The organism is Argonema galeatum A003/A1, from assembly GCF_023333595.1.
Lineage (GTDB): Bacteria > Cyanobacteriota > Cyanobacteriia > Cyanobacteriales > Aerosakkonemataceae > Argonema > Argonema galeatum.
This window is the reverse complement of record NZ_JAIQZM010000002.1, coordinates 173,703-193,275: the sequence shown is the minus strand read 5'-3', so window position 1 is coordinate 193,275 and position 19,573 is coordinate 173,703. Positions and strand designations below refer to the sequence as shown.

At 46.2% G+C, this 19,573-nt stretch carries 20 protein-coding genes and 1 pseudogene; 14 read left to right on the top strand and 7 right to left on the bottom strand.

What is annotated here, in order from left to right:
• The first annotated feature begins 41 nt into the window (after positions 1 to 41).
• Complete coding sequence (locus tag LAY41_RS04295; protein WP_249094502.1) at positions 42 to 1,232, top strand: DegT/DnrJ/EryC1/StrS family aminotransferase; 1,191 nt, start codon at positions 42 to 44, stop codon at positions 1,230 to 1,232.
• A gap of 246 nt (positions 1,233 to 1,478) precedes the next feature.
• Here LAY41_RS04295 and LAY41_RS04290 read toward each other — a convergent pair whose 3' ends face one another.
• The gene (locus LAY41_RS04290; RefSeq protein ID WP_249094500.1) at positions 1,479 to 2,228 is read right to left on the bottom strand and encodes a DUF561 domain-containing protein; all 750 of its coding nucleotides are present in this window, start codon (positions 2,226 to 2,228) and stop codon (positions 1,479 to 1,481) included.
• Between the two features lie 268 nt (positions 2,229 to 2,496).
• On the opposite strand from LAY41_RS04290, the gene LAY41_RS04285 reads away from it, so the two are divergent.
• The 3 genes from LAY41_RS04285 to mutT all read left to right on the top strand — a co-directional run bounded on the left by LAY41_RS04285 (position 2,497) and on the right by mutT (position 4,545).
• Positions 2,497 to 3,453: an RNA polymerase sigma factor, RpoD/SigA family gene (locus LAY41_RS04285; RefSeq protein ID WP_249094498.1), complete on the top strand. Its 957-nt coding sequence runs from the start codon at positions 2,497 to 2,499 to the stop codon at positions 3,451 to 3,453.
• A gap of 210 nt (positions 3,454 to 3,663) precedes the next feature.
• The gene (locus LAY41_RS04280; RefSeq protein ID WP_249094496.1) at positions 3,664 to 4,008 is read left to right on the top strand and encodes a DUF760 domain-containing protein; all 345 of its coding nucleotides are present in this window, start codon (positions 3,664 to 3,666) and stop codon (positions 4,006 to 4,008) included.
• A 138-nt stretch (positions 4,009 to 4,146) separates the two neighbouring features.
• A complete protein-coding gene (mutT, locus tag LAY41_RS04275; RefSeq protein WP_249094491.1) occupies positions 4,147 to 4,545 on the top strand; it encodes an 8-oxo-dGTP diphosphatase MutT in 399 nt (132 codons plus the stop codon).
• A gap of 205 nt (positions 4,546 to 4,750) precedes the next feature.
• On the opposite strand, the pseudogene LAY41_RS04270 reads toward mutT, so the two are convergent.
• Positions 4,751 to 5,044: pseudogene (locus tag LAY41_RS04270) on the bottom strand (ATP-binding protein); the annotation flags it as partial.
• Between the two features lie 237 nt (positions 5,045 to 5,281).
• Here LAY41_RS04270 and LAY41_RS04265 point away from each other — a divergent pair.
• On the top strand, positions 5,282 to 6,931 hold the full coding sequence (locus tag LAY41_RS04265) for a DUF2079 domain-containing protein (RefSeq protein ID WP_249094488.1): 1,650 nt from the start codon (positions 5,282 to 5,284) through the stop codon (positions 6,929 to 6,931).
• A 130-nt stretch (positions 6,932 to 7,061) separates the two neighbouring features.
• Entirely contained in the window at positions 7,062 to 8,249 is a 1,188-nt protein-coding gene (locus LAY41_RS04260; protein WP_249094485.1) for a glycosyltransferase family 4 protein, read from the top strand.
• A gap of 35 nt (positions 8,250 to 8,284) precedes the next feature.
• Here the strand turns inward: LAY41_RS04260 and LAY41_RS04255 are convergent, their stop codons facing one another.
• Genes LAY41_RS04255 through LAY41_RS04245 form a run of 3 tightly spaced genes read right to left on the bottom strand, consistent with a single transcriptional unit; the run spans position 8,285 to position 10,090 of the window.
• A complete protein-coding gene (locus LAY41_RS04255) occupies positions 8,285 to 9,454 on the bottom strand; it encodes an IscS subfamily cysteine desulfurase (RefSeq protein WP_249094483.1) in 1,170 nt (389 codons plus the stop codon).
• Between the two features lie 5 nt (positions 9,455 to 9,459).
• A complete protein-coding gene (locus LAY41_RS04250) occupies positions 9,460 to 9,885 on the bottom strand; it encodes a type I restriction enzyme HsdR N-terminal domain-containing protein (RefSeq protein ID WP_249094480.1) in 426 nt (141 codons plus the stop codon).
• A 22-nt stretch (positions 9,886 to 9,907) separates the two neighbouring features.
• On the bottom strand, positions 9,908 to 10,090 hold the full coding sequence (locus tag LAY41_RS04245; RefSeq protein WP_249094478.1) for a hypothetical protein: 183 nt from the start codon (positions 10,088 to 10,090) through the stop codon (positions 9,908 to 9,910).
• 183 nt (positions 10,091 to 10,273) lie between these two features.
• On the opposite strand from LAY41_RS04245, the gene LAY41_RS04240 reads away from it, so the two are divergent.
• The gene (locus tag LAY41_RS04240) at positions 10,274 to 10,828 is read left to right on the top strand and encodes a Uma2 family endonuclease (RefSeq protein WP_249094476.1); all 555 of its coding nucleotides are present in this window, start codon (positions 10,274 to 10,276) and stop codon (positions 10,826 to 10,828) included.
• Between the two features lie 224 nt (positions 10,829 to 11,052).
• On the opposite strand, the gene LAY41_RS04235 is transcribed toward LAY41_RS04240, so the two are convergent.
• On the bottom strand, positions 11,053 to 12,153 hold the full coding sequence (locus LAY41_RS04235) for a WD40 repeat domain-containing protein (RefSeq protein ID WP_249094472.1): 1,101 nt from the start codon (positions 12,151 to 12,153) through the stop codon (positions 11,053 to 11,055).
• Positions 12,154 to 12,291: 138 nt separating this feature from the next.
• On the opposite strand from LAY41_RS04235, the gene LAY41_RS04230 reads away from it, so the two are divergent.
• The 7 genes from LAY41_RS04230 (at position 12,292) to LAY41_RS04200 (ending at position 17,754) form a co-directional block, all read left to right on the top strand.
• Positions 12,292 to 13,146: an FAD-binding domain-containing protein gene (locus LAY41_RS04230; RefSeq protein WP_249094470.1), complete on the top strand. Its 855-nt coding sequence runs from the start codon at positions 12,292 to 12,294 to the stop codon at positions 13,144 to 13,146.
• Between the two features lie 26 nt (positions 13,147 to 13,172).
• Entirely contained in the window at positions 13,173 to 13,592 is a 420-nt protein-coding gene (locus tag LAY41_RS04225) for a hypothetical protein (RefSeq protein ID WP_249094467.1), read from the top strand.
• 163 nt (positions 13,593 to 13,755) lie between these two features.
• Complete coding sequence (gene argF / locus LAY41_RS04220) at positions 13,756 to 14,679, top strand: ornithine carbamoyltransferase (RefSeq protein ID WP_249094464.1); 924 nt, start codon at positions 13,756 to 13,758, stop codon at positions 14,677 to 14,679.
• 246 nt (positions 14,680 to 14,925) lie between these two features.
• Positions 14,926 to 15,561 (top strand): transcriptional repressor LexA, encoded by a 636-nt coding sequence (gene lexA / locus LAY41_RS04215; RefSeq protein ID WP_249094462.1) that lies wholly within the window; start codon positions 14,926 to 14,928, stop codon positions 15,559 to 15,561.
• A gap of 114 nt (positions 15,562 to 15,675) precedes the next feature.
• Positions 15,676 to 16,944: an AmpG family muropeptide MFS transporter gene (locus LAY41_RS04210; RefSeq protein WP_249094460.1), complete on the top strand. Its 1,269-nt coding sequence runs from the start codon at positions 15,676 to 15,678 to the stop codon at positions 16,942 to 16,944.
• A gap of 60 nt (positions 16,945 to 17,004) precedes the next feature.
• Entirely contained in the window at positions 17,005 to 17,193 is a 189-nt protein-coding gene (locus LAY41_RS04205; protein WP_249094457.1) for a hypothetical protein, read from the top strand.
• The gene (locus LAY41_RS04200; RefSeq protein ID WP_249094455.1) at positions 17,194 to 17,754 is read left to right on the top strand and encodes a GNAT family N-acetyltransferase; all 561 of its coding nucleotides are present in this window, start codon (positions 17,194 to 17,196) and stop codon (positions 17,752 to 17,754) included.
• Between the two features lie 188 nt (positions 17,755 to 17,942).
• On the opposite strand, the gene LAY41_RS04195 is transcribed toward LAY41_RS04200, so the two are convergent.
• A complete protein-coding gene (locus tag LAY41_RS04195; protein ID WP_249094452.1) occupies positions 17,943 to 19,493 on the bottom strand; it encodes an IS1/IS1595 family N-terminal zinc-binding domain-containing protein in 1,551 nt (516 codons plus the stop codon).
• Positions 19,494 to 19,573 lie beyond the last annotated feature (80 nt).

Sequence of the window (19,573 nt, the reverse complement as noted above, 5' to 3'; positions counted from 1 at the left end):
GGTACTTCTAACGATTAAAACTAAAAACTTGTGGTAAGCGAGTGAATAACATTCCCCCTGTTGACTTGGCGCGGCAGTACAAAAGCCTTGAGAAAGAAATAAATGCAGCTGTATCAGACGTACTGGCTTCTGGCCGATACATCGGCGGTTCCCCAGTGGATAGTTTTGAGCAACAGTTTGCAAAGTATGTGGGCGTTTCAGAATGCTCGGCGTGCAATTCTGGCAGCGATGCACTCTACCTGGCATTGCGGGCTTTGGGGATTGGACATGGCGATGAGGTGATTACGACGCCCTTTACCTTTATAGCCACAGCCGAGGCAATCAGTGCTGTCGGCGCGACGCCGGTGTTTGTTGATATTGAGGCCCAAACTTTCAATCTAAATGTCGATCGCCTAGAAGCTGCGATTACAAACAAGACTAAGGCAATTTTGCCAGTGCATTTGTTTGGACAACCAGTCGATATGACACGGTTGATGAATTTAGCTGAATCTCGCGGTTTGGCAGTAATAGAGGACTGCGCCCAAGCTATAGGGGCAGTATGGGCTGGACGCAAAGTAGGTAGTATTGGCCATATCGGTTGCTTTAGTTTCTTCCCGACTAAGAATCTAGGGGCTTGTGGCGATGGCGGTGCGGTAACCACCAACGATCGCAACCTAGCGGCTAAAATACGGATGCTCCGAGAGCATGGCAGTAGCAGTCGCTACCACCACGAAGCGATCGGCATCAACAGCCGCCTAGATACTCTCCAAGCTGCCATTCTCCAAGTTAAATTGCGGTATCTCGATATCTGGAATACTCAACGCTGTGAAATTGCGGCGCGTTATCACCAGCTGCTAGAGCCAATTTCAGGAATTTCTTTACCCCAAGCTTTAGCTGGAGGTGAAAGTGTCTGGAATCAATACACGATTCGGGTAATAGCTAGAGAAACAGCAGATTCCACAGCTACCTCTTTAACTCAAAACTCCTTTCGGGATTTGATACGCAACCAGATGCAGAAGCAGGGTGTTAGTTCAATGGTTTACTATCCTTTGCCACTCCATCTTCAGCCTGTCTACGAGAGTTTAGGCTACCAAAGAGGTCAATTGCCAGTAGCAGAGCAGGCTTGTGCTGAGGTACTGTCCCTGCCAATTTTCCCAGAATTATCTCCAGCGCAGCAAGAACAGGTGGTTTATGGTTTGAAAGATTGCTTGGCTGAAATATTGCTCAATGCTACCGCCCAAGTGGTCAGGTGATACCGAGTCCGCAACAATTACCCCCTGATTCTCTCACTCTTCTTCTTGGCGTTTTGGCGGTTCGTGAAAAAGAGGGTAGTTAACGCGGATTTGGGATGAGCAATTTATAGGGTGGGTATTGCCCATCTTAATGATTTTTATCTGCTGTTATTTTTTCCTTGATTTGTACAAAAAAGGGCTGATTTCAGCCCTTTTTTTGTTATGCCTACAGGTATATCTTGAAAAAAGTCTTCTCTTTGCCGAATCCTAGACCGAAACGCGATCGCGTTTGACTGTAGCCAAGGCTTCCACCAGGCTGCGAACAGCCGCTACCATAGCTATTTCGCTATTTAACTGGTTGACAGCTGAGCCAACACCGACACCAGCAGCACCAGCAGCAATAGCTAGCGCAGCTGTGACGTTGGATATGCCAGAAGCGCACAATACTGGGACTGAGACTACACGGGAAATTTCAAATGCTGCTGCAAGAGTGGGTGCGGCTTTTTCGATCGTTCCCAAGGTTCCGGGGTGAGTTGGGGTGGCACAGAAGCCACCTTCCGTCTGTATAATATCCGCACCGGCTTCTACCAAGGCTTCTGCCAATTGCACTTGCTCGGATAGTTCCAGAATATGAGGAACAGTCACCGATAAAGTAATTTCGGGCAGAAGCGATCGCGTAATCCGTGTAATATCTAGCACCTCAGCCGCTTCAAATCGACGCCCAAGCGCGTAGAAACTATCGAAGTTACCAATTTCAATCAGATCTGCACCAGCAGCCACAGCTGAGACAAACTTTTCGGGTTCCACAGCCGATACACAAATTGGCATATTTGTCAACTGGCGGCACATCGTCACCAAATCGCGATCGGCAGCAATGTCAACAAATGTTGCACCACCAAGGTCTGCCGCTTTCACAGTCGCGGCTACTCGCGTGCGATCGAAATTATTCAAACCACTGATAATTTTGAGAGCGCGGCCTTGGTCAAAAGCACGCTGTAGTATAGGATGAATCTTCATGCTGTAATTCCCACTCAAAAAATGTATGGATTATTTTTGCACTCACTGTGGCTAGAAGCTAGAGGCTGTATTCGCGAAAGCCCCCAAATTTTACTCCCTTTAAAACTTGGAAGTGTCGCCGGATGCAGTATTTAACCCCATTTATAGCTAATCTCTAAGTACGATCCCCTGTTCAAAGAGCCAAACAGCACCAGCAATAAATCTAAGGTAGTGTACAAACGCTCCTAATAAACGTTACAATTGTTAATACTTTGACCCAGAAAGCGCCATGAAGACCGCTCAGACATCCACAGATCTTGTGCGCACTTACCTACGTGAAATAGGGCGGGTTCCCCTACTCACTCACGAGCAGGAGATCATGTACGGCAAACAAGTACAGCGCTCAACAGCATTGCAGGCTCAGAAAGAGGCGCTGGCAGCTCAGTTAGGACACGAACCTACTCTAACCGAGTGGGCGCAGCTATGTGGGCTGTCTGAAGCAGAACTCGAGCAGCAGATTAAAGAAGGTGAAAACGCCAAACGCAGGATGGTGGAAGCTAACTTGCGACTGGTAGTGTCAGTGGCCAAGAAGTACATCAAGCGCAACGTTGACCTCCTAGATTTAATCCAGGAAGGCAGCATTGGAATGCAGCGAGGGGTAGAGAAATTCGACCCTACCAAAGGATATCGATTTTCAACCTACGCCTATTGGTGGATTCGTCAGGCGATCACCCGCGCTATAGCTGAGAAAGGGCGCACGATTCGCTTGCCTATTCATATCACGGAGAAGCTAAACAAAATTAAAAAAGCTCAGCGTCAGTTGTCCCAACAGCTGGGACGAGCTGCCACCGCTTCGGAGCTAGCTAAGGAACTGGAATTAGACCCCGAGCTGGTGCGCGAATATTTGGAAAGGGCACGCCAGCCTTTGTCGCTAGATTTGCGCGTGGGAGATAATCAGGATACGGAGCTAGGAGAACTGTTGGAGGATACTGGGTCTTCCCCAGAAGAATTTGCCATCCAGTCAGCCCTTCAAACAAACCTAGAAAAGCTGATGGCGGATTTGACTCCTCAGCAAAGAGAAGTATTAGCGATGCGCTTTGGGCTGGAAGACGGCCAAGCTTTAACCCTGGCTAAAATTGGCGATCTCCTCAATATTAGCCGGGAAAGAGTACGGCAGATTGAAAGGGAAGCCTTAAGCAAGCTCCGCAAGCGCAAAGCTGATATGGATGAATTTATCGCCAGCTAATGAGAAAACTATTGTCACTGGCCGATGGTGGGTGACAACTGCAGGTGACCGGCATTTTTGGTTCGGTTAGAACGACTTCATTGCCAAGACCGGATTGCTACAGTGGTGTTTAGAAACAATTAATAACTATCCGATCTCTGGAAATAACAAGCTGCTCTTGGCAACTAAAAGTCAAAGTTTAACAAGACTCAACTGCAACGGAGGTAAAAGGTGAACAAATCATCCCATCAAGGCCCAGAGTTGTTCGGAAATGATTCGGAGTCAGGTAATTGGCTGTGGCAATACGTGCAGTCTATGAGTCCAGAGATGATCTCACAGCTTTCCAGGCCATCGTCTGGAGATGTATATCAGGTGATGGAACGCAATATTGTCGGTCTTTTGGGCAATTTACCATCCGAACATTTTGGTGTAACGATCACCACAAATCGGGAAAATCTTGGTCGGCTGTTGGCCTCGGCGATGATTAGCGGTTATTTTCTCCGCAATGCAGAACAGCGTATGGCTTTTGAGAAATCTTTATTAGCCAGTGAAGCCAATGCGTCGGAAGCTGATTAGGAAGTTGGCTTTAAGTTGGCTGGCAAAAAGTCTTGATGTTGCCATAAAATTCGGCTCGGCAGGCTGTAGAGTTGCTCTGCCGAGTTCTACTATTTGGGAACTCATGGTAGTTTTCAGAAGCTTTATGCCCGATGCCCTATGATTTTACCCCATAAATTTATTGGCGTTGCGGTGATCTGGAACGATCGAGCAGAAATTTTAATTGACAAACGCCGCCAAGATGGTTTGATGGGAGGATTGTGGGAATTTCCGGGCGGCAAAATAGAGCCCGGTGAAACTGTTGAGGAGTGTATCAAAAGGGAAATCTGGGAGGAATTGGGAATTGAAATTGAAGTGGGCGATCGCTTAATAGCGATCGATCATATCTACAGTCTCTTTGCCGTTACCCTCACAGTACATCAATGCCGTCACACAAACGGCGAGCCGCAGCCCTTGGAATGCGATGAGATTCGCTGGGTCACTTTAGATGAGCTAGATCGATACACCTTTCCCGAAGCCAATGTTCAGATTATTAACGCATTGAGAAAAACGCATTGAGAAATAAGTAGATATAGGTAAATAAAGTAAAAATAGGGCTTTTGTTCAAAAAAATCACATTTTTAGGCTCTTTCGGAGCTGCTATGCTTTTGTTGACTTAAGAAGATTTTTATTTCTTTTCTCCTCTCCTCTGCCCCTCTGCCCCTCTGCCCCTCTGCCCCTCTGCCCCTCTGCCCCTCTGCCCCTCTGCTCAATTTTCCAGTCTCTATCGGTAAATTGGTAGAGTAAAATGGAAGCAACTGCCTTTATCAGGAGCCGACTCTACCCAAATGCGACCGTAATGAGCCCGGATGATGCGCTGACAAAAGTATAAACCAATGCCGTATCCGTCTTGAGCTTCATCGCGTTTGAGCCGGAAGTGGTGTTCAAAAATGCTAGAGCGATTTTCCTTGGGAATGCCGGGGCCAGTGTCGGAAACACTTAGCTGCACTTTCTGAGCGATGCGGTGGAGAATGGAAACTTCGATCGTCCCGCCCTTCGGCGTAAACTTATTGGCATGCGTATGAATAGACTTTTCAGCATCTGCTGCCATGTAATCTGAGTTAAGAAAATGCCTGCTAATTTATGCTCGTACTTCTAAGCTACCTTGTTATGGGAACTTTCGTACCGTAGTTTGCTTATTGGCGCTAAACACCAGTCCAAAGATAGAGGTTATTTATGGAGTCATGGGTTTTGGGCAGAGAATGCACTTGGGAGCTTTATACTAAGTCGTGAGTAATAGAAGTGTGAGTGAGGGATGGTGTCAAACGGGCAGAAGTATCAGTGGTTGAGGGTTGCAGTTGGTGGGGCGATACGTTGCCAAGCTACACGCTTTGCGATCGCATTCTTTGTGTTGGCCCTAATTTTGACGCTGCACCGACACTACACCTTTTATTCTTCTTACGACCAAGGCATTTTCAATCAAGTTTTTTGGAACGGCATTCACGGTCGGTTTTTTCAAAGCTCTCTCTCCTCCCAGCTGTCTACCAACGTCGTCCACAACGGCGAAGTACCGGCTGTGTACTATCATCGCTTGGGACAACATTTTACTCCAGCTTTGTTGCTTTGGATACCGTTGTATGCTTTGTTTCCCTCACCAGCAACGCTGACGGTTTTGCAGGTTACATTAGTTACTGCTGCTGGGTTAGTTTTATACGTACTTGCCCGACAGTATGTTAACCCACCTATAGCGACTGCGATCGCAGTCAGTTTTTACGGAGCTAACGCGGTTGTCGGCCCTACTTTGTGTAACTTCCACGACATCTGCCAGATACCGCTATTCACGTTTGGGCTGTTGCTGGCAATGGAAAAACGCTGGTGGTGGTTGTTTGGCGTACTAGCTGTTTTAATTTTGGCGGTACGTGAAGATGCGGGTGTGGGGCTGTTTGGTGTAGGTATATACATGATAGCCAGCAAACGTTTTCCGCGAATTGGTCTTGGCGTCTGCGTTCTCAGCTTCCTTTACATGATTTTACTGACCAATTTAATCATGCCGCTGTTTTCTGCGGATATTTCCCAGCGGTTCATGATGGAACGGTTTGGTCAGTATGCTGAAGGAGAAGAAGAAGCTTCCACTGTGGAAATTATCTGGGGAATGATTAAAAACCCCTGGCGGTTGGTTGTTGAGATGTTTTCACCCTTTCCTGGCACGATAAAATATTTATTGGCTCAGTGGTTGCCTTTGGCTTTTGTGCCAGCACTTTCTCCAGCAGCTTGGTCTATCGCTGGATTTCCTCTTCTCAAACTCTTCTTGGGTAAGGGAGAGTCAGTTCTGGCAATCAACATTCGCTATGCTATGTCTGTGGTTCCAGGACTATTTTACGGGGCGATTCTCTGGTTGTCGGAACATCCAAAATGGTATAAAAAGCTGTCGTTTCGACGCTTTTGGGCGTTTTGTATCTGTCTTTCGCTATTTTTTACGATCGTTGCCAATCCAAATCGAACTTTGTCTTTCCTGGTGCCAGATTCTTTTCAACCGTGGGTGTATGTTTCTTTACCGCGCCAATGGCAACACGCAGGTGAAATTCGATCGCTATTCGCTAAAATTCCAGCAGATGCGAGTGTGGCAGCCACGACCTATATTGTGCCTCATCTTTCTGGCCGACGTGAAATCATCCGATTTCCTGGGTTGCAGCTACAAAACGATGCGCGAGAAGTTGTCTATGTGGATTATGCTCTAGCCGATCTGTGGCAGTTGCAACAGTATCAAGTCGCCTTTAAGTCCGATCGCCAAGTCTTAAAAGACAGCTTTAGCACCATCGATCTGACATTCGGTAACAAGTTATACGGAATTATCGGTTTTAAAGATGGAGTTATTTTAATGCAGAGAGCAGCAGCCTCTAATCCAGATGCAGTATCTGCTTGGCTAAAGTTCCGTCAAGAGACAGAAGCAATTTTGAAGAAATAAGTGTAAGGAGTAGCTATTTATATGACATTTTTGTCATATAAATAGGAGTATTAGCTAAAATTGCCGTGCTAATAATATTGAGAAATGTAAAACTTGGTGCAGATAAATTAAGTCTTCGGGATGGGCGCTGATGAAGATTTTGGTGTTAACTTGGGAATTTCCGCCTCGGCTGATCGGAGGAATTGCTCGTCATGTAGCAGAGTTGTATCCAGAAATTGTCAAACTGGGGCACGAAATCCACTTGATTACATCAGAATTTGGCGAAGCACCTCTGTATGAAATAGTGGAAGGTATACAAGTCCACAGAGTGCCAGTTGGCTGGAGCAACGACCTCTTCCACTGGGTAGCCAACCTAAATATTAGCATGGGCACCCACGGCGGTAAGCTGATGTTGGAGGAAGGGCCGTTTGACTTGATTCACGCCCATGATTGGTTAGTTGGAGATGCGGCGATCGCACTCAAACACACTTTTAAAGTCCCCCTAATTGCTACTATCCACGCCACAGAGTACGGTCGCTACAACGGTATTCATAACAACGATCAGCGCTACGTCAGCGGCAAAGAAAAACTGCTCGTCTATAACGCTTGGCGGATTATTGTCTGTACCGATTATATGCGGCGGGAGGTAGAAAGGGTGCTGGAAAGCCCGTGGGACAAGATAGATGTAATCTACAATGGTATTCGAGCGGACAAGAAACCGCGCTGGCACGAGTTTAACGCTTGGGATTTCCGTCGCCGCTTTGCCAAGGATGAAGAGAAAATTATCTACTACGTGGGTCGAATGTCCCATGAAAAAGGCGTTTCAGTATTGCTGAATGCTGCCCCAAAGGTAATTTGGGAGATGGGAGGCAACGTTAAATTTGTGATTATTGGTGGGGGCAATATCAACCACCTGAAGACTCAAGCTTGGAACTTAGGAATTTGGCATAAATGCAATTTTACTGGCTTTATGTCAGATGCGGATCTGGATAAATTCCAGACTGTGGCTAATTGCGCTGTTTTTCCGAGTCTTTACGAACCTTTTGGCATTGTAGCATTAGAAAGCTTTGCCGCTCGCGTTCCGGTGGTGGTTTCCGATAGTGGTGGTTTGCCAGAGGTAGTGCGACACAGCAAAACAGGTGTTGTCACTTGGGCTAACAACGCTGATTCTCTGGCGTGGGGAATTTTGGAAGTGCTGAAAAATCCATCTTATTCCCAGTGGCTGGTTGACAATGCCTATGCAGAGTTAGAACATCGGTTCAGCTGGCCCAAGTTGGCTAAGCAGACAGAAGAAGTTTACAGACAGGTGGTGGAGGAGCGGGAGCAAGTAGTCTGGTAGTAGAAGGGGAAATTTCAGATTTCAGATTTTAGATTTCAGTGAAATCCGATCGCCTGTTTGCGAAGGCTTTGGATAGTTGCGATCGCATGATGTGCTACTTTATCGATCTCATCTGCCGTATTAAATCGCCCAATCCCAAATCGAATCGACGCATAAGCTAACTGTTCCGAGTGTCCCAAAGCCATCAAAACGTGAGAGGGAGCGGTTTTAGCAGAAGTACAAGCCGAACCGGAAGATACAGCTACCATAGGCTGCAATCCCAATGCAAGGGCCGATCCATCCACACCTTCCACACTAATACTAAGGTTTCCCGGTAGTCGTTGTGTAGGATGACCGTTGAGAAAAATGGAACCCATGGGTTCCATTTTTTCCCACAGACGCTGGCGCAAAGCAGTGAGGCGTTCCGTTTCCGAGTCCATTTCCGAGATTCCCAGTTCCACCGCCTTAGCAAATCCCACAATTTGCGGCGTGTACAATGTGCCGGAACGCATACCCCGTTCGTGTCCCCCACCATGCAATTGAGGTGCCAATTTGACTCTAGGATTGCGGCGTCTGACGTAAAGTGCGCCTATCCCTTTGGGGCCATATATTTTATGAGCCGTCAGAGACATCAAATCAATGTTCATCGCCTCTACATCTACAGGTATTTTGCCAATAGCTTGTGCCGCATCCGTGTGGAAAAGCGTTTGATGTTCCCGACAAATTGACCCAATTTCTGCCAAAGGCTGCAACACCCCAATCTCGTTATTAGCAGCCATCACCGAAACTAAAATTGTATCTGGACGGAAAGCTTTTTCTAATTCAGTTAAGTCAACGATACCATCTTTTTGGATTGAGAGATATGTAACTTCAAAACCAAGAGATTCTAAATAGTGACAAGGGTCGAGAACAGCATTATGTTCTGTTTGTACCGTGATGACGTGACGCCCTTTTTGGAAATAAGCCTCAGCGACACCTTTGATAGCTAAATTGTTCGCTTCGGTAGCGCCGCTGGTGAAGACAATTTCTTCAGGTGTAGCGTTAATTGCATCTGCTAAGATTTGCCGTGCTTGTTTCACAGCAGTTTCTGCTTCCCAACCGTAGAGATGATTGATGCTGGCGGCGTTCCCAAAATGTTCTGTGAAATAGGGAAGCATTGCGGCTAAAACCCTTTCGTCAAGGGGTGTGGTCGCGTGGTTATCGAGATAGATGGGACGATTAGACATGGCGATTAGCTGAAAAGTTGACCTAGTTTTTTCATAATACTCAGGACGCGATACAGTTCATTTTCTCGTTTCAAAAGCGTGAACTTATCAGATAAAGCATACTTGGGTATATCTTGTTGGGTTAATTTCATAAATACAAAATCATCGCCATTTGTCAATAAGCCAAAAATCGGTCGATCTGCTTGGGGATTAGCTAGCATATAAGCCAGGGTTTGAGGTATAGCTTCTCGAATGGAAACACCGGCATTTTTTGACTCGATAATGGCTAACCATAACTGGTTCTTGAAAACAAGGAAATCTAAGCGCCCGCGCACGATTGCATCTTCATCTGGTACATAAATATCTACCGATTTTTCGTCTTTGACATCAAATGGAAGTTGATAAAATCCTGCCAAGTCCAGCAAATGCTCAACTACCACCATTTTAACCATATTTTCCGATATGGGGTGGCGATTAACCAAGCAAGCTGAGATAGTTATCTTTAACTCTGGTTAGCAGTTGCTTTTCTAGGTCTGTGGGTTCGGGTAGGTTGTCCAACCATTCAGTAAAGAATCGATCGTCATAAGTAATTGTTAAGCCAAATCTTTCTGTTAACTCAACGAGAGTCAGGTTTTGGGCTTGAATGATTTGAACCATCGTAATATGCTTGGGGTAATAATTTCATTATATCTGCAAAGTCTTGACCAGTTTGGTACAAATACAATAATTCTTGTTTTGAGTATAAATTTTGGCATGGAATAAAGCTTGTAGAGAATGTACAAAGTTTAGCTACTCAAGATAGAATAGTTAGTTGCTCAGATATACCAGTAGAGGGCAAGTATGAATCTGACTATCAAAGATTTAGAAAGACTGCAAGAAAAGCTGCAAGAAGATAAGCGCGATTACCAGATAGAACTACAGGAAGGAAACATTGTCGTTATGGGGCTATCAGATATCGAGTCTAGCGAAATTGGCGCTCAATTCATTTACCTACTAAAAGTTTGGGTGAATCCTCGCAGGTTAGGACGAGTATTTGATTCCAGGGGCGGGTTTATTATGCCAAATACAGATTTGCGGGCTCCAGATGTTTCGTTTGTCTCGGCAGATAGACTTAGAAGAAGTCAACGGGACTTTGCTGAATTGGTTCCTGATTTGGTAGTGGAGATTAAATCCAAAACAGATCGTATCCGTCCCTTGAAAGAGAAAGTTGAGCTATTTTTAACATTAGGGGCGTTGGTTGGAATACTGATCGATCCAGATAAATTAACTGTAACTGTTTATCGTCAAAATAACGAGCCAGTTGTGCTGGCGTCTGCGGATAAATTGACAATTCCAGAGTTATTTACTGGTTGGGAAATCGAGATTTCTGAACTTTGGCCTCCTGTGTTTGAGTAAGAGACTTCCAAACAAAAAAATATCCAACAACTTCTTGTGGGATGGGCGTCTCGCCCGTCCTAGGACACCGATTCAGTAATACTTATTGGTGCATTTTTAGCGAACGCCCCTACCATTACTGAATCGGTGTCCTAGTAATGCTAAGCAAAAGTCAAAAGTCAAAAATTCTTACCTCTAGCTCGCCTTTTGCCCCCCCTTTTTAAGGGGGGTTGGGGGTATCTCTATTACTCCAATCGCCAAATTTTAATCGTTTTATCTCCCGCGCCGCTACCACCGCTAACTAATGTTTTTCCATCGGGACTAAAAGCGATCGATCGCACTCGATCAGTATGCCCAGAAAGCGTTTGCAGCAAATCTCCTGTATTAATATTCCAAAGTTTCACTTCGTTAGTTTGATTCCCACTAGCAACAGTTCGATCGTCGGGACTAATAGCAACAGCAAAAACCGGGCTTTGATCGGTCACGGTGCGGAGAAGTTCTCCATTTTCTAAATTCCAAATCTTTATGGTAGTGTCCTGGGAACCGCTAACCAGAGTTTTACCATCCGGGCTAAAAGCAACCGACCAAATTGCATAATAAGTATGTCCTGAAAGAGTACGCAGCAGTTCACCACTTGACAAATTCCAAAGTTTAATCGTTAAATCTTGATTGCCAGTGGCGAGAGTGTCGCCATCGGGGCTAATGGCAACAGATAAAATCATCCCAGAACGGGGAGATAGAGTGCGCTGCAACTCTCCAGTTCTAAGATTCCAAATTTTTATCGTACCGTCTCCACTACCACTCACCAACGTTCTACCTTGAGGATCGATCGCAACAGAATAAATCCCGCCCGAATGTCCAGAAAGGGTACGTCGCAGTTTACCAGTACGGAGATTCCAAATTTTGATAGTTTTGTCACTACTCCCACTTACCAGAGTTTGACCGTCGGGACTAAAAGCGATCGCTAAAACCGGGGCTGTATGTCCGATGAAAGTTCTTTTTACTTCACCTGTGTCGAGATTCCAAATTTTGATAGTCTTGTCAGTACTGCCGCTAACCAGAGTTTGACCATCAGGGCTAATGGCGATCGCGCCAACCCCACCGGAATGCTCGGACAAGGTTTTGGCTAGAGTAAAATTTGCTCTAGGAGTATTTTGGGCTACGACAGCAGTACCGGCGTCCCCGCCTGTAGTAACCTGCTGAATGGTGTGCGATTCCAGCGCCACCGTCCGCCCATAGAGTTGCGTTCCGACTACTGCCAACAGCAGCAGGGGAATACTGGCATACATATGATTTTTAAGCTTTACCAAGCCGATCGCAGTTGATACTCTGGCAAGAGGGGGCATTGTTTGTCTCCAAATAATCAACACAAAGCAGTTTAGTCAGTTTTGAGGACGGAAGGAAAAAATACCCAGACAGACGATTGAAATCCCGGCTTGCGCGTACTCTCGCCTGCCTACGCAGGCTAAATACAAGGCATAACCATGACTAAAGATATGCGACGCGAATTTGCCAGTCGAGACGAGCTGGTTACGTACCTGCGAGAGCAATTTCCAGAGGCTACTGCACGCGATAATCAAATCAGCGAGACAGTAGGCGGACGCAAAGCCGCTGAAAAAGTGCTGCAAAAGGTAGATCCCGCACGCTATGCCAAATCCCGCAATTTCCTCACAGGTGCCGTAACGCGCCTGTCACCATACCTCCGCTACGGCGTCCTCAGTCTCGCAGAAGTGCGAGATGCCGTGCTGAGTAAAGTAAAAAACCAAAACGATGCTACCAAACTGATTAACGAACTCGGCTGGCGCGATTATTGGCAGCGGTTGTATGCTCAATTGGGGGATGACATCTGGAAAGACCAAGAGTCCTACAAAACTGGCTACTCCCTCAAAGAATACGCCGATACCCTGCCTGATGACATTTCATCTGGAACTACAGGTTTAGTTTGTATCGACAGTTTCAGCCGCGACTTGCAAGAAATCGGCTACCTGCACAACCACGCACGGATGTGGATGGCAGCTTACGTAGTGCATTGGCGGCGCATTCGTTGGCAAGCGGGTGCCAAATGGTTTCTCCAACATTTGTTAGATGGCGATCCAGCTAGCAATAACCTCTCCTGGCAATGGGTTGCCAGCACCTTTAGTCACAAGCCATATTTTTTCAATCGCGAAAATTTGGAACGGTACACGGAAGGTGTTTATTGTCGCCAATGTCCTCTTTACGGTCATTGCGATCTTGAAGGCAGCTATGAAGAACTAGAAAAACGTCTGTTTCCCAAAGCTGAAGCATTTGAAAATCGCAGTGGTAGCCAAAGTTGGCAACGCGGGAAAAAACCACGGTGATAACAATAAAGAATAAACAATGAACAATGAACAATAATCCAATTGTATGGGTGCATGGTGATTGTCTGAGTCCCTATAACCCAGTATTAAAAGGACATCCTGACGCACCAGCTATTTGGGTTTGGGACGACGCACTGCTGGAAGAGTGGCAAATCGGTCTTAAACGCATCGCATTTATCTATGAGTGTTTGCTAGAGTTGCCAGTCGTCATTCGTCGCGGTAACGTAGCAGCTGAAGTTGTGGCTTTTGCTAAAGAGCATAACGCCGACATGGTTGTAACGGCAGAAAGTCCCAGTCCTCGGTTTGATGCCATCTGCCATGAAATTGAGCGTTCTGTGCAGGTGGAAGTGCTGGAGAGCGAGCGATTTCTTAAATATGACGGCTACATCGACCTCAAGCGCTTTTCGCGCTACTGGAAAGTAGCCGAACGCTATGTATTTGGTTAGAAATAACATTTTTATTCCTCTGCCCCTCTGCCCCTCTGCCCCTCTGCCCAAGAACTCAAATAGCATAGTAAATACGGAAGAGCCATCTTTTTGTGTGTTTGGGGTTGAAAATTTTACCGATCTAATCTAAAAGCGGATTTAATATTATCGATCGGGGATGAAGATGGATACATTGAAAGGACGAGATTTACTGAGTCTGGCAGACCTGAGTGCAGACGAGTTGCACGAACTCCTGCAACTGGCCGCGCAGATGAAGGCAGGAAAAGTAGACTTAAAGTGTAACAAAGTCCTGGGCTTGCTGTTCTACAAAGCTTCGACCAGGACGCGGGTGAGCTTTTCGGTGGCGATGTACCAGTTGGGAGGTCAGGTGATCGACCTTAATCCCAATGTCACCCAAGTGAGTCGCGGGGAACCTTTGGTCGATACGGCGCGAGTTCTGGATCGATATCTTGACATTTTGGCAGTGAGGACGTTTGAGCAGAAGGATCTGCAACTATTTGCTGACTATGCCAAGATTCCGGTAATCAATGCGCTTAGCGACACGGAACATCCTTGTCAAGTGTTGGCAGATTTGTTAACTGTTCAGGAATGCTTTGGCTCGATCAAGGGTGTCACGTTGGCTTATTTAGGCGATGGCAATAATATGGCAAACTCGCTGCTGCTGGGCTGTGCGATGGCGGGGATGAATGTCAGAATTGCCACACCAGCAGAATATGAGCCGGATGCTGCCATTGTAGAACAGGCAAGCGCGATCGCAGGCGATCGCTCTGAAGTTACAGTGACAAACGATCCAATTGTCGCCGCCAACGGAGCTTGCGTGCTTTACACCGATGTCTGGGCCAGCATGGGTCAAGAAGATTCAGCTAACGATCGCATCCCGATTTTCCAACCTTATCAAGTAAATCAAAAGTTGTTGAGCATTGCAGACAACCACGCGATCGTACTCCACTGTTTACCAGCTCACCGTGGCGAAGAAATTACGGATGAGGTAATCGAAGGTTCCCAGTCAATGGTTTGGGATCAGGCAGAAAATCGGATGCACGCCCAAAAGGCTCTGCTTGCCAGTTTACTAGGCGCTGGGAATTAGGCAAAAGTCAAAAGTCAGACAACTCAACCGTGAGTCGTGAATCCTCACTGGTGAGTCGCCACAACTCAGTCCAGAGTGCTAAAATCTCTTCTTTTTTTTGACTTTTGACTTTTGACTTTTGACTTTCCTACTGGACAAATTGGGTATTTTAATAGTACGAATGTTCTAAGAGGAAAAGTTATGAGTTATGAATTAAAAACCCATAACTCATAACTAAATAACTTGTAACTCTTTCCCAAGCGTATTATGGAAACCCTCACAGAAGCTCAGAAAGAACTGTACGACTGGCTGGTAGACTATATTCGCCAGCATCACTACCCCCCTTCGATTCGCCAAATGATGCGGGCGATGAACCTAAAATCGCCCGCGCCGGTGCAAAGTCGTTTGGAACATTTGCGGACTAAACGATATATTGCCTGGACAAAAGGAGAAGCCCGCACGATTCAGATTATGCAACCGTCCTCGGAAGGCGTACCGATTTTGGGATCGATCGCAGCTGGATATTTAGTCGAACCCTTCACCGATGCGGTAGAACGACTGGATCTTTCCACAGTCTTATTACCAGACAAAACATTTGCCTTGCGGGTAATGGGCGACAGCATGATCGAAGAAATGATTGCAGAAGGCGATGTGGTGATGATGCGACCCCTATCAGATCCCGATTTGCTCAAAAACGGCACAATTGTAGCGGCAAGGGTAGAAGGTCACGGTACCACCTTAAAACGCTTTTACAGAAGAGGCGATCGCATCACCCTCAAGCCTGCAAATGCCAAGTATACGCCCATAGAAGCGCAAGCCGACCAAGTGCAGGTGCAAGGCGTCTTGGTTGGCGTCTGGCGCGGCTACGACCCACCCGCCAAATCGACAAGTAGGCGGCGATAGCAACCTCTCCGGAGAGATGCTCTTTCCTGTGGGAAGATAGCTCAAGTCCATAGTTTGATGTAACTTGTCGTGAAACCAGTATCATCTTTTCTACGAGTTTTCCAGAGTCGCAAAATGGCGGCTCTTTTATTATTGGGTTTTTCATCGGGATTGCCCTTGTTTTTGACGGGTACTACCTTGCAACCGTGGATGAAGGAACAGGGAGTAGATCTGAGTACGATCGGATACTTTAGTTTGGTGGGTTTGCCCTATTCGTTAAAGTTTCTTTGGGCACCCTTCCTAGATAGGTTTGTGCCGCCCTTTTTAGGAAGGCGTCGCGGCTGGATGTTTTTAACGCAATTGGTTTTGGTACTGGCTATAGCCGCATTATCTCTCCAAAACCCCGCTCAAGCGTTACAATTTGTCGCCCTAAACGCCCTATTGATTGCCTTCTTCAGTTCAACCCAAGACATCGCCATTGACGCTTATCGCACTGACGTTTTACACAAACTGGAATTGGGAGCTGGTGTAGGAGTTTACGTTTTAGGTTATCGTATTGCTCTGCTCGTCACAGGTTCCCTGGCATTTATCCTTGCCGATCGTCTGCCTTGGCCTACAGTATATTTAATCATGGCGGCTTTTATGGCGATCGGTTTAGCTGCCTCGATTTTCGCACCAGAACCAGTCTCAGACAACAATAAACCCCAATCATTAGAAGCAGCAGTCATATTACCATTTTTGGAATTTTTTCAACGTAATGGTTGGTTTCAGGCTGTCTTAATTCTGCTGTTCGTCGTTTTCTACAAATTTGGCGACTCCCTACTTAGCAATATGTCCAGATTGTTTTTGCTTGATGTCGGCTTCACCAAAACCGACATCGGCGCAATTCAGGGCGGCATGGGTCTACTTGCAACGATTGTGGGAACTCTAGCAGGTGGGGCAATTCTTAGCAAAATCGGGATTAATCGATCGCTTTGGGTATTTGGTGGTCTGCAAGCATTAAGTAACTTAGGTTATTTTGCTATATCGCAGGCAGGCCAAAATTATCAGTTGTTGGTACTGACTATTAATATAGAGAATTTCTGTGGGGGGTTAGGAACAGCGGCTTTTCTGGGCTTTTTGACGAGTCTGTGCAACCAGCGCTTTTCTGCAACCCAGTATGCTTTGCTCTCTAGCTTTATGGCTGTCAGTCGCGATATCTTTGTAGCACCAGCTGGCGCGATCGCACAATCCACTGGTTGGTCTGTGTTTTTCCTGATCACTATTGCGGCTGCTTTACCGGGATTACTCTTGCTACCAGTGTTTGCGCCTTGGAACTCTCAGTCTGCATATATGCCAAGACCGGGACTGGATGATGAAGATAAGAACTCAGATGAGTTATATGATCGAGAAGGGAAAAATTAACAAATCTTTAGCTGATTTTTCACAAAAGTCTCTTTACCATAAGCTCCTACCGCGATAAATATGGCTTTCTTCCGTGAATATGTAACTCCGTTTTTAATTTTGCTGGTGTTTTTAGTGGCTTTAGTAGCTGTCAGCGCTCGCATATTTTTGCCCTCCGACATGGCAGCACCAGCACCAATTGAGGAAGTCGGTTCCGCTGCTACACAAGATGTAGGGTCGGCATTGCCCATCCTACAGACTGAGCTATAAATGCTGTTGCTACCAGGCTATCAGCTACAGGCTGGGTCGGGTCTGGATCGGGCTAAGCTGGTAAAGTTTTTGCAGCGGACTTACCAAGATCTGTTTCCAGTGCAAAATTATTCCCATCTGGCTGAAACGGTCGATCGATACTTTTCCAAGGAAACGCCTCTTTGGTGGGTGGAATTTGTAGGTAAGGGGGAAGAAAATCCCCCCCTACCTTCCACGAATAAAAATTTTCCCTTTTCTTCCCCCCGTGGCGGGGGGACGGAGGGGGGGAAAGCCTCTGATTGGGTAGCTTGTCTCTGGTTGGGTAATGCGATCGATCAGCTGTATGGCGATCGCCACGCCCATATTTTTTTGCTTTACGTCGAGCCAGAACACCGGCGGCGGGGCGTTGGTACTGCTTTGATGCGTCATGCTGAGGATTGGGCCAAAGCCAGAGGCGATCGGCAAATTGGTCTTCAAGTGTTTGAAGTCAATAAACCCGCTATGAATTTATACCGTAATTTGGGCTACCAAACTCAGTCCCTCTGGATGCTTAAACCTCTGTTTCCCCAAAATGTTGATTGACATCAACCGATGAAAGGATTTTAGATTTTGGATTGTGGATTGTGGTGTCCGGTAGCACCGCCCGTGTAAGAGTGATATCGTCAAATTGTTTATTGTCATCCCTGGTTAAATTTTTACCACAGATGAACACAGATGAACACAGATAAAACCGGGGATTTTTTAGGCAACCGATGCCACCGGACATGATATTATCTCTTGTTACGGCCAAATCCTTTGGACTGTTTCTTAAGTTTGCCCTTAGAACTTTTTGGTTTACTGGTGAAAACTTCATCAGCAGGCTTTGCTTCTGACTCTACCTCAGTTTGGAGATTAACCTTTTCTTCAACAGAACCAGCCGAGAGAAATTGTCTACCGCAATCTTTGCAAAGGTATTTTTGCCTGTCCTTTTGACGGCCATTCTTGCGGACATCACCAGAGTTACATTTGGGACAGGTAATCTGAAGCTTCTCAGTTTTTGATTTTTTGCTTTCTACTATTGGTAATGGTTCCAGTTGAGAAACAGCCGATTCCGACTCATCAGTTGTGAGAGTTTGACTTAACTCCAGTGGCTGATTATCTTCTGTAGCTACTTCCTCAGTTTCGACAGCAGTTGTAGCCGTTTGACTTAACTCGGCGGCTATCTCTGGTTCAGAAATAGCAGATTCACTTTCAACTGTGGCGGTATTTTTTTCTGTCTCAGCCGCTAACTCGCTTTCGATAGTTGGGGAAACTTGACTTACCTCTATTGACTGACTTTCTTCTGCAACTACCTCCTCATTTTCAACAAAATTGGTTTCAATTTGACTGTCTTGGAGCGGCTGATTTTCTTGATTGGCTACCTCTTCAGTTTGAACTACTGTCTGAATTTGATTTAAATCTACTGGTGTCTCTTTCTCAGCGATAACAGTCTCATTCTCAACAGTTGCGGTAGCTTGACTTAAATCTAATGGCTGAATCTCTTGAGGAGATAAATCCTCAATTTGTCCACCAGTTGTCGGAATTTGATTTGAGTCGAGCGACTCAGGTTCTTGAAAAGATAAATCCTCAAATTCTACAACAATTGTAGGGATTTGATTTAAGTCGATTGACTCAGGTTCTTGGGTAGATAAATCCTCAAATTCCACAACAATTGTGGGGATTTGATTTGAGTCGATTGACTCAGGTTCTTGGGTAAATAAATCCTCAGTTTCTACAACAATTGTGGGGATTTGATTTGAGTCGATTGACTCAGGTTCTTGGGTAGATAAATCCTCAGTTTCTACAACAATTGTGGGGATTTGATTTAAGTCTACTGGCGTTTCTATCTGAGGGAGAACAGGCTCACTTGCAACTGGTACTTCAGTCGGCGCTGGTGTGGCGATGACTAAATGCTGGATAGCAGGGGGAGGCGGGGGCGTCCAGTTGGGATCTGGTGCGGGAATTTTAGGCGCTATAATTAGCGGTGCGGCCTGTTTGGGTGTGGCTAAGCGGCTGATGCGATCGCCTACATTCTCCTGAATGCTGTAGGTGACTGGCAAGACGGTATGCTTAGAAACCGCTCCACGAACTAGCGCCGCCGCGTGTTCCGACGGATCGGGAGTAGGCCCCGGATCGAGTGCAACAAAAGATCTCCGTGCAACCTCTGCTGTATGCGAATCATGCACCGGCGGTACTGGAAGCGGCTGATGCACCAATCGATTGAATCGCTCATGTTGCCCCTGCGGGGGAGCGAATCGAATCCCACGAACCATCTGCCGATAGGGTTCTAAGTAATCTGTCACATTATACTCCTGGTCTTGAGGGACTTAATTGTACAGCCCTTGATGTGGTGTACTATACCAAATTCAAATTTTGAATATTA

What these genes read in the sequence shown, in the direction of transcription:
- LAY41_RS04230 (WP_249094470.1), top strand. Translation starts at nt 12,292, where the DNA reads ATGACTAAAGATATGCGACGCGAATTTGCCAGTCGAGACGAGCTGGTT.
- lexA (WP_249094462.1), top strand. Translation starts at nt 14,926, where the DNA reads ATGGAAACCCTCACAGAAGCTCAGAAAGAACTGTACGACTGGCTGGTA.
- LAY41_RS04240 (WP_249094476.1), top strand. Translation starts at nt 10,274, where the DNA reads ATGAATCTGACTATCAAAGATTTAGAAAGACTGCAAGAAAAGCTGCAA.
- LAY41_RS04260 (WP_249094485.1), top strand. Translation starts at nt 7,062, where the DNA reads ATGAAGATTTTGGTGTTAACTTGGGAATTTCCGCCTCGGCTGATCGGA.
- LAY41_RS04285 (WP_249094498.1), top strand. Translation starts at nt 2,497, where the DNA reads ATGAAGACCGCTCAGACATCCACAGATCTTGTGCGCACTTACCTACGT.
- LAY41_RS04205 (WP_249094457.1), top strand. Translation starts at nt 17,005, where the DNA reads ATGGCTTTCTTCCGTGAATATGTAACTCCGTTTTTAATTTTGCTGGTG.
- mutT (WP_249094491.1), top strand. Translation starts at nt 4,147, where the DNA reads ATGATTTTACCCCATAAATTTATTGGCGTTGCGGTGATCTGGAACGAT.
- LAY41_RS04245 (WP_249094478.1), bottom strand. Translation starts at nt 10,090, where the DNA reads ATGGTTCAAATCATTCAAGCCCAAAACCTGACTCTCGTTGAGTTAACA.
- LAY41_RS04210 (WP_249094460.1), top strand. Translation starts at nt 15,676, where the DNA reads ATGGCGGCTCTTTTATTATTGGGTTTTTCATCGGGATTGCCCTTGTTT.
- LAY41_RS04255 (WP_249094483.1), bottom strand. Translation starts at nt 9,454, where the DNA reads ATGTCTAATCGTCCCATCTATCTCGATAACCACGCGACCACACCCCTT.
- LAY41_RS04250 (WP_249094480.1), bottom strand. Translation starts at nt 9,885, where the DNA reads ATGGTTAAAATGGTGGTAGTTGAGCATTTGCTGGACTTGGCAGGATTT.
- argF (WP_249094464.1), top strand. Translation starts at nt 13,756, where the DNA reads ATGGATACATTGAAAGGACGAGATTTACTGAGTCTGGCAGACCTGAGT.
- LAY41_RS04290 (WP_249094500.1), bottom strand. Translation starts at nt 2,228, where the DNA reads ATGAAGATTCATCCTATACTACAGCGTGCTTTTGACCAAGGCCGCGCT.
- LAY41_RS04235 (WP_249094472.1), bottom strand. Translation starts at nt 12,153, where the DNA reads ATGCCCCCTCTTGCCAGAGTATCAACTGCGATCGGCTTGGTAAAGCTT.
- LAY41_RS04265 (WP_249094488.1), top strand. Translation starts at nt 5,282, where the DNA reads ATGGTGTCAAACGGGCAGAAGTATCAGTGGTTGAGGGTTGCAGTTGGT.
- LAY41_RS04200 (WP_249094455.1), top strand. Translation starts at nt 17,194, where the DNA reads ATGCTGTTGCTACCAGGCTATCAGCTACAGGCTGGGTCGGGTCTGGAT.
- LAY41_RS04225 (WP_249094467.1), top strand. Translation starts at nt 13,173, where the DNA reads ATGAACAATAATCCAATTGTATGGGTGCATGGTGATTGTCTGAGTCCC.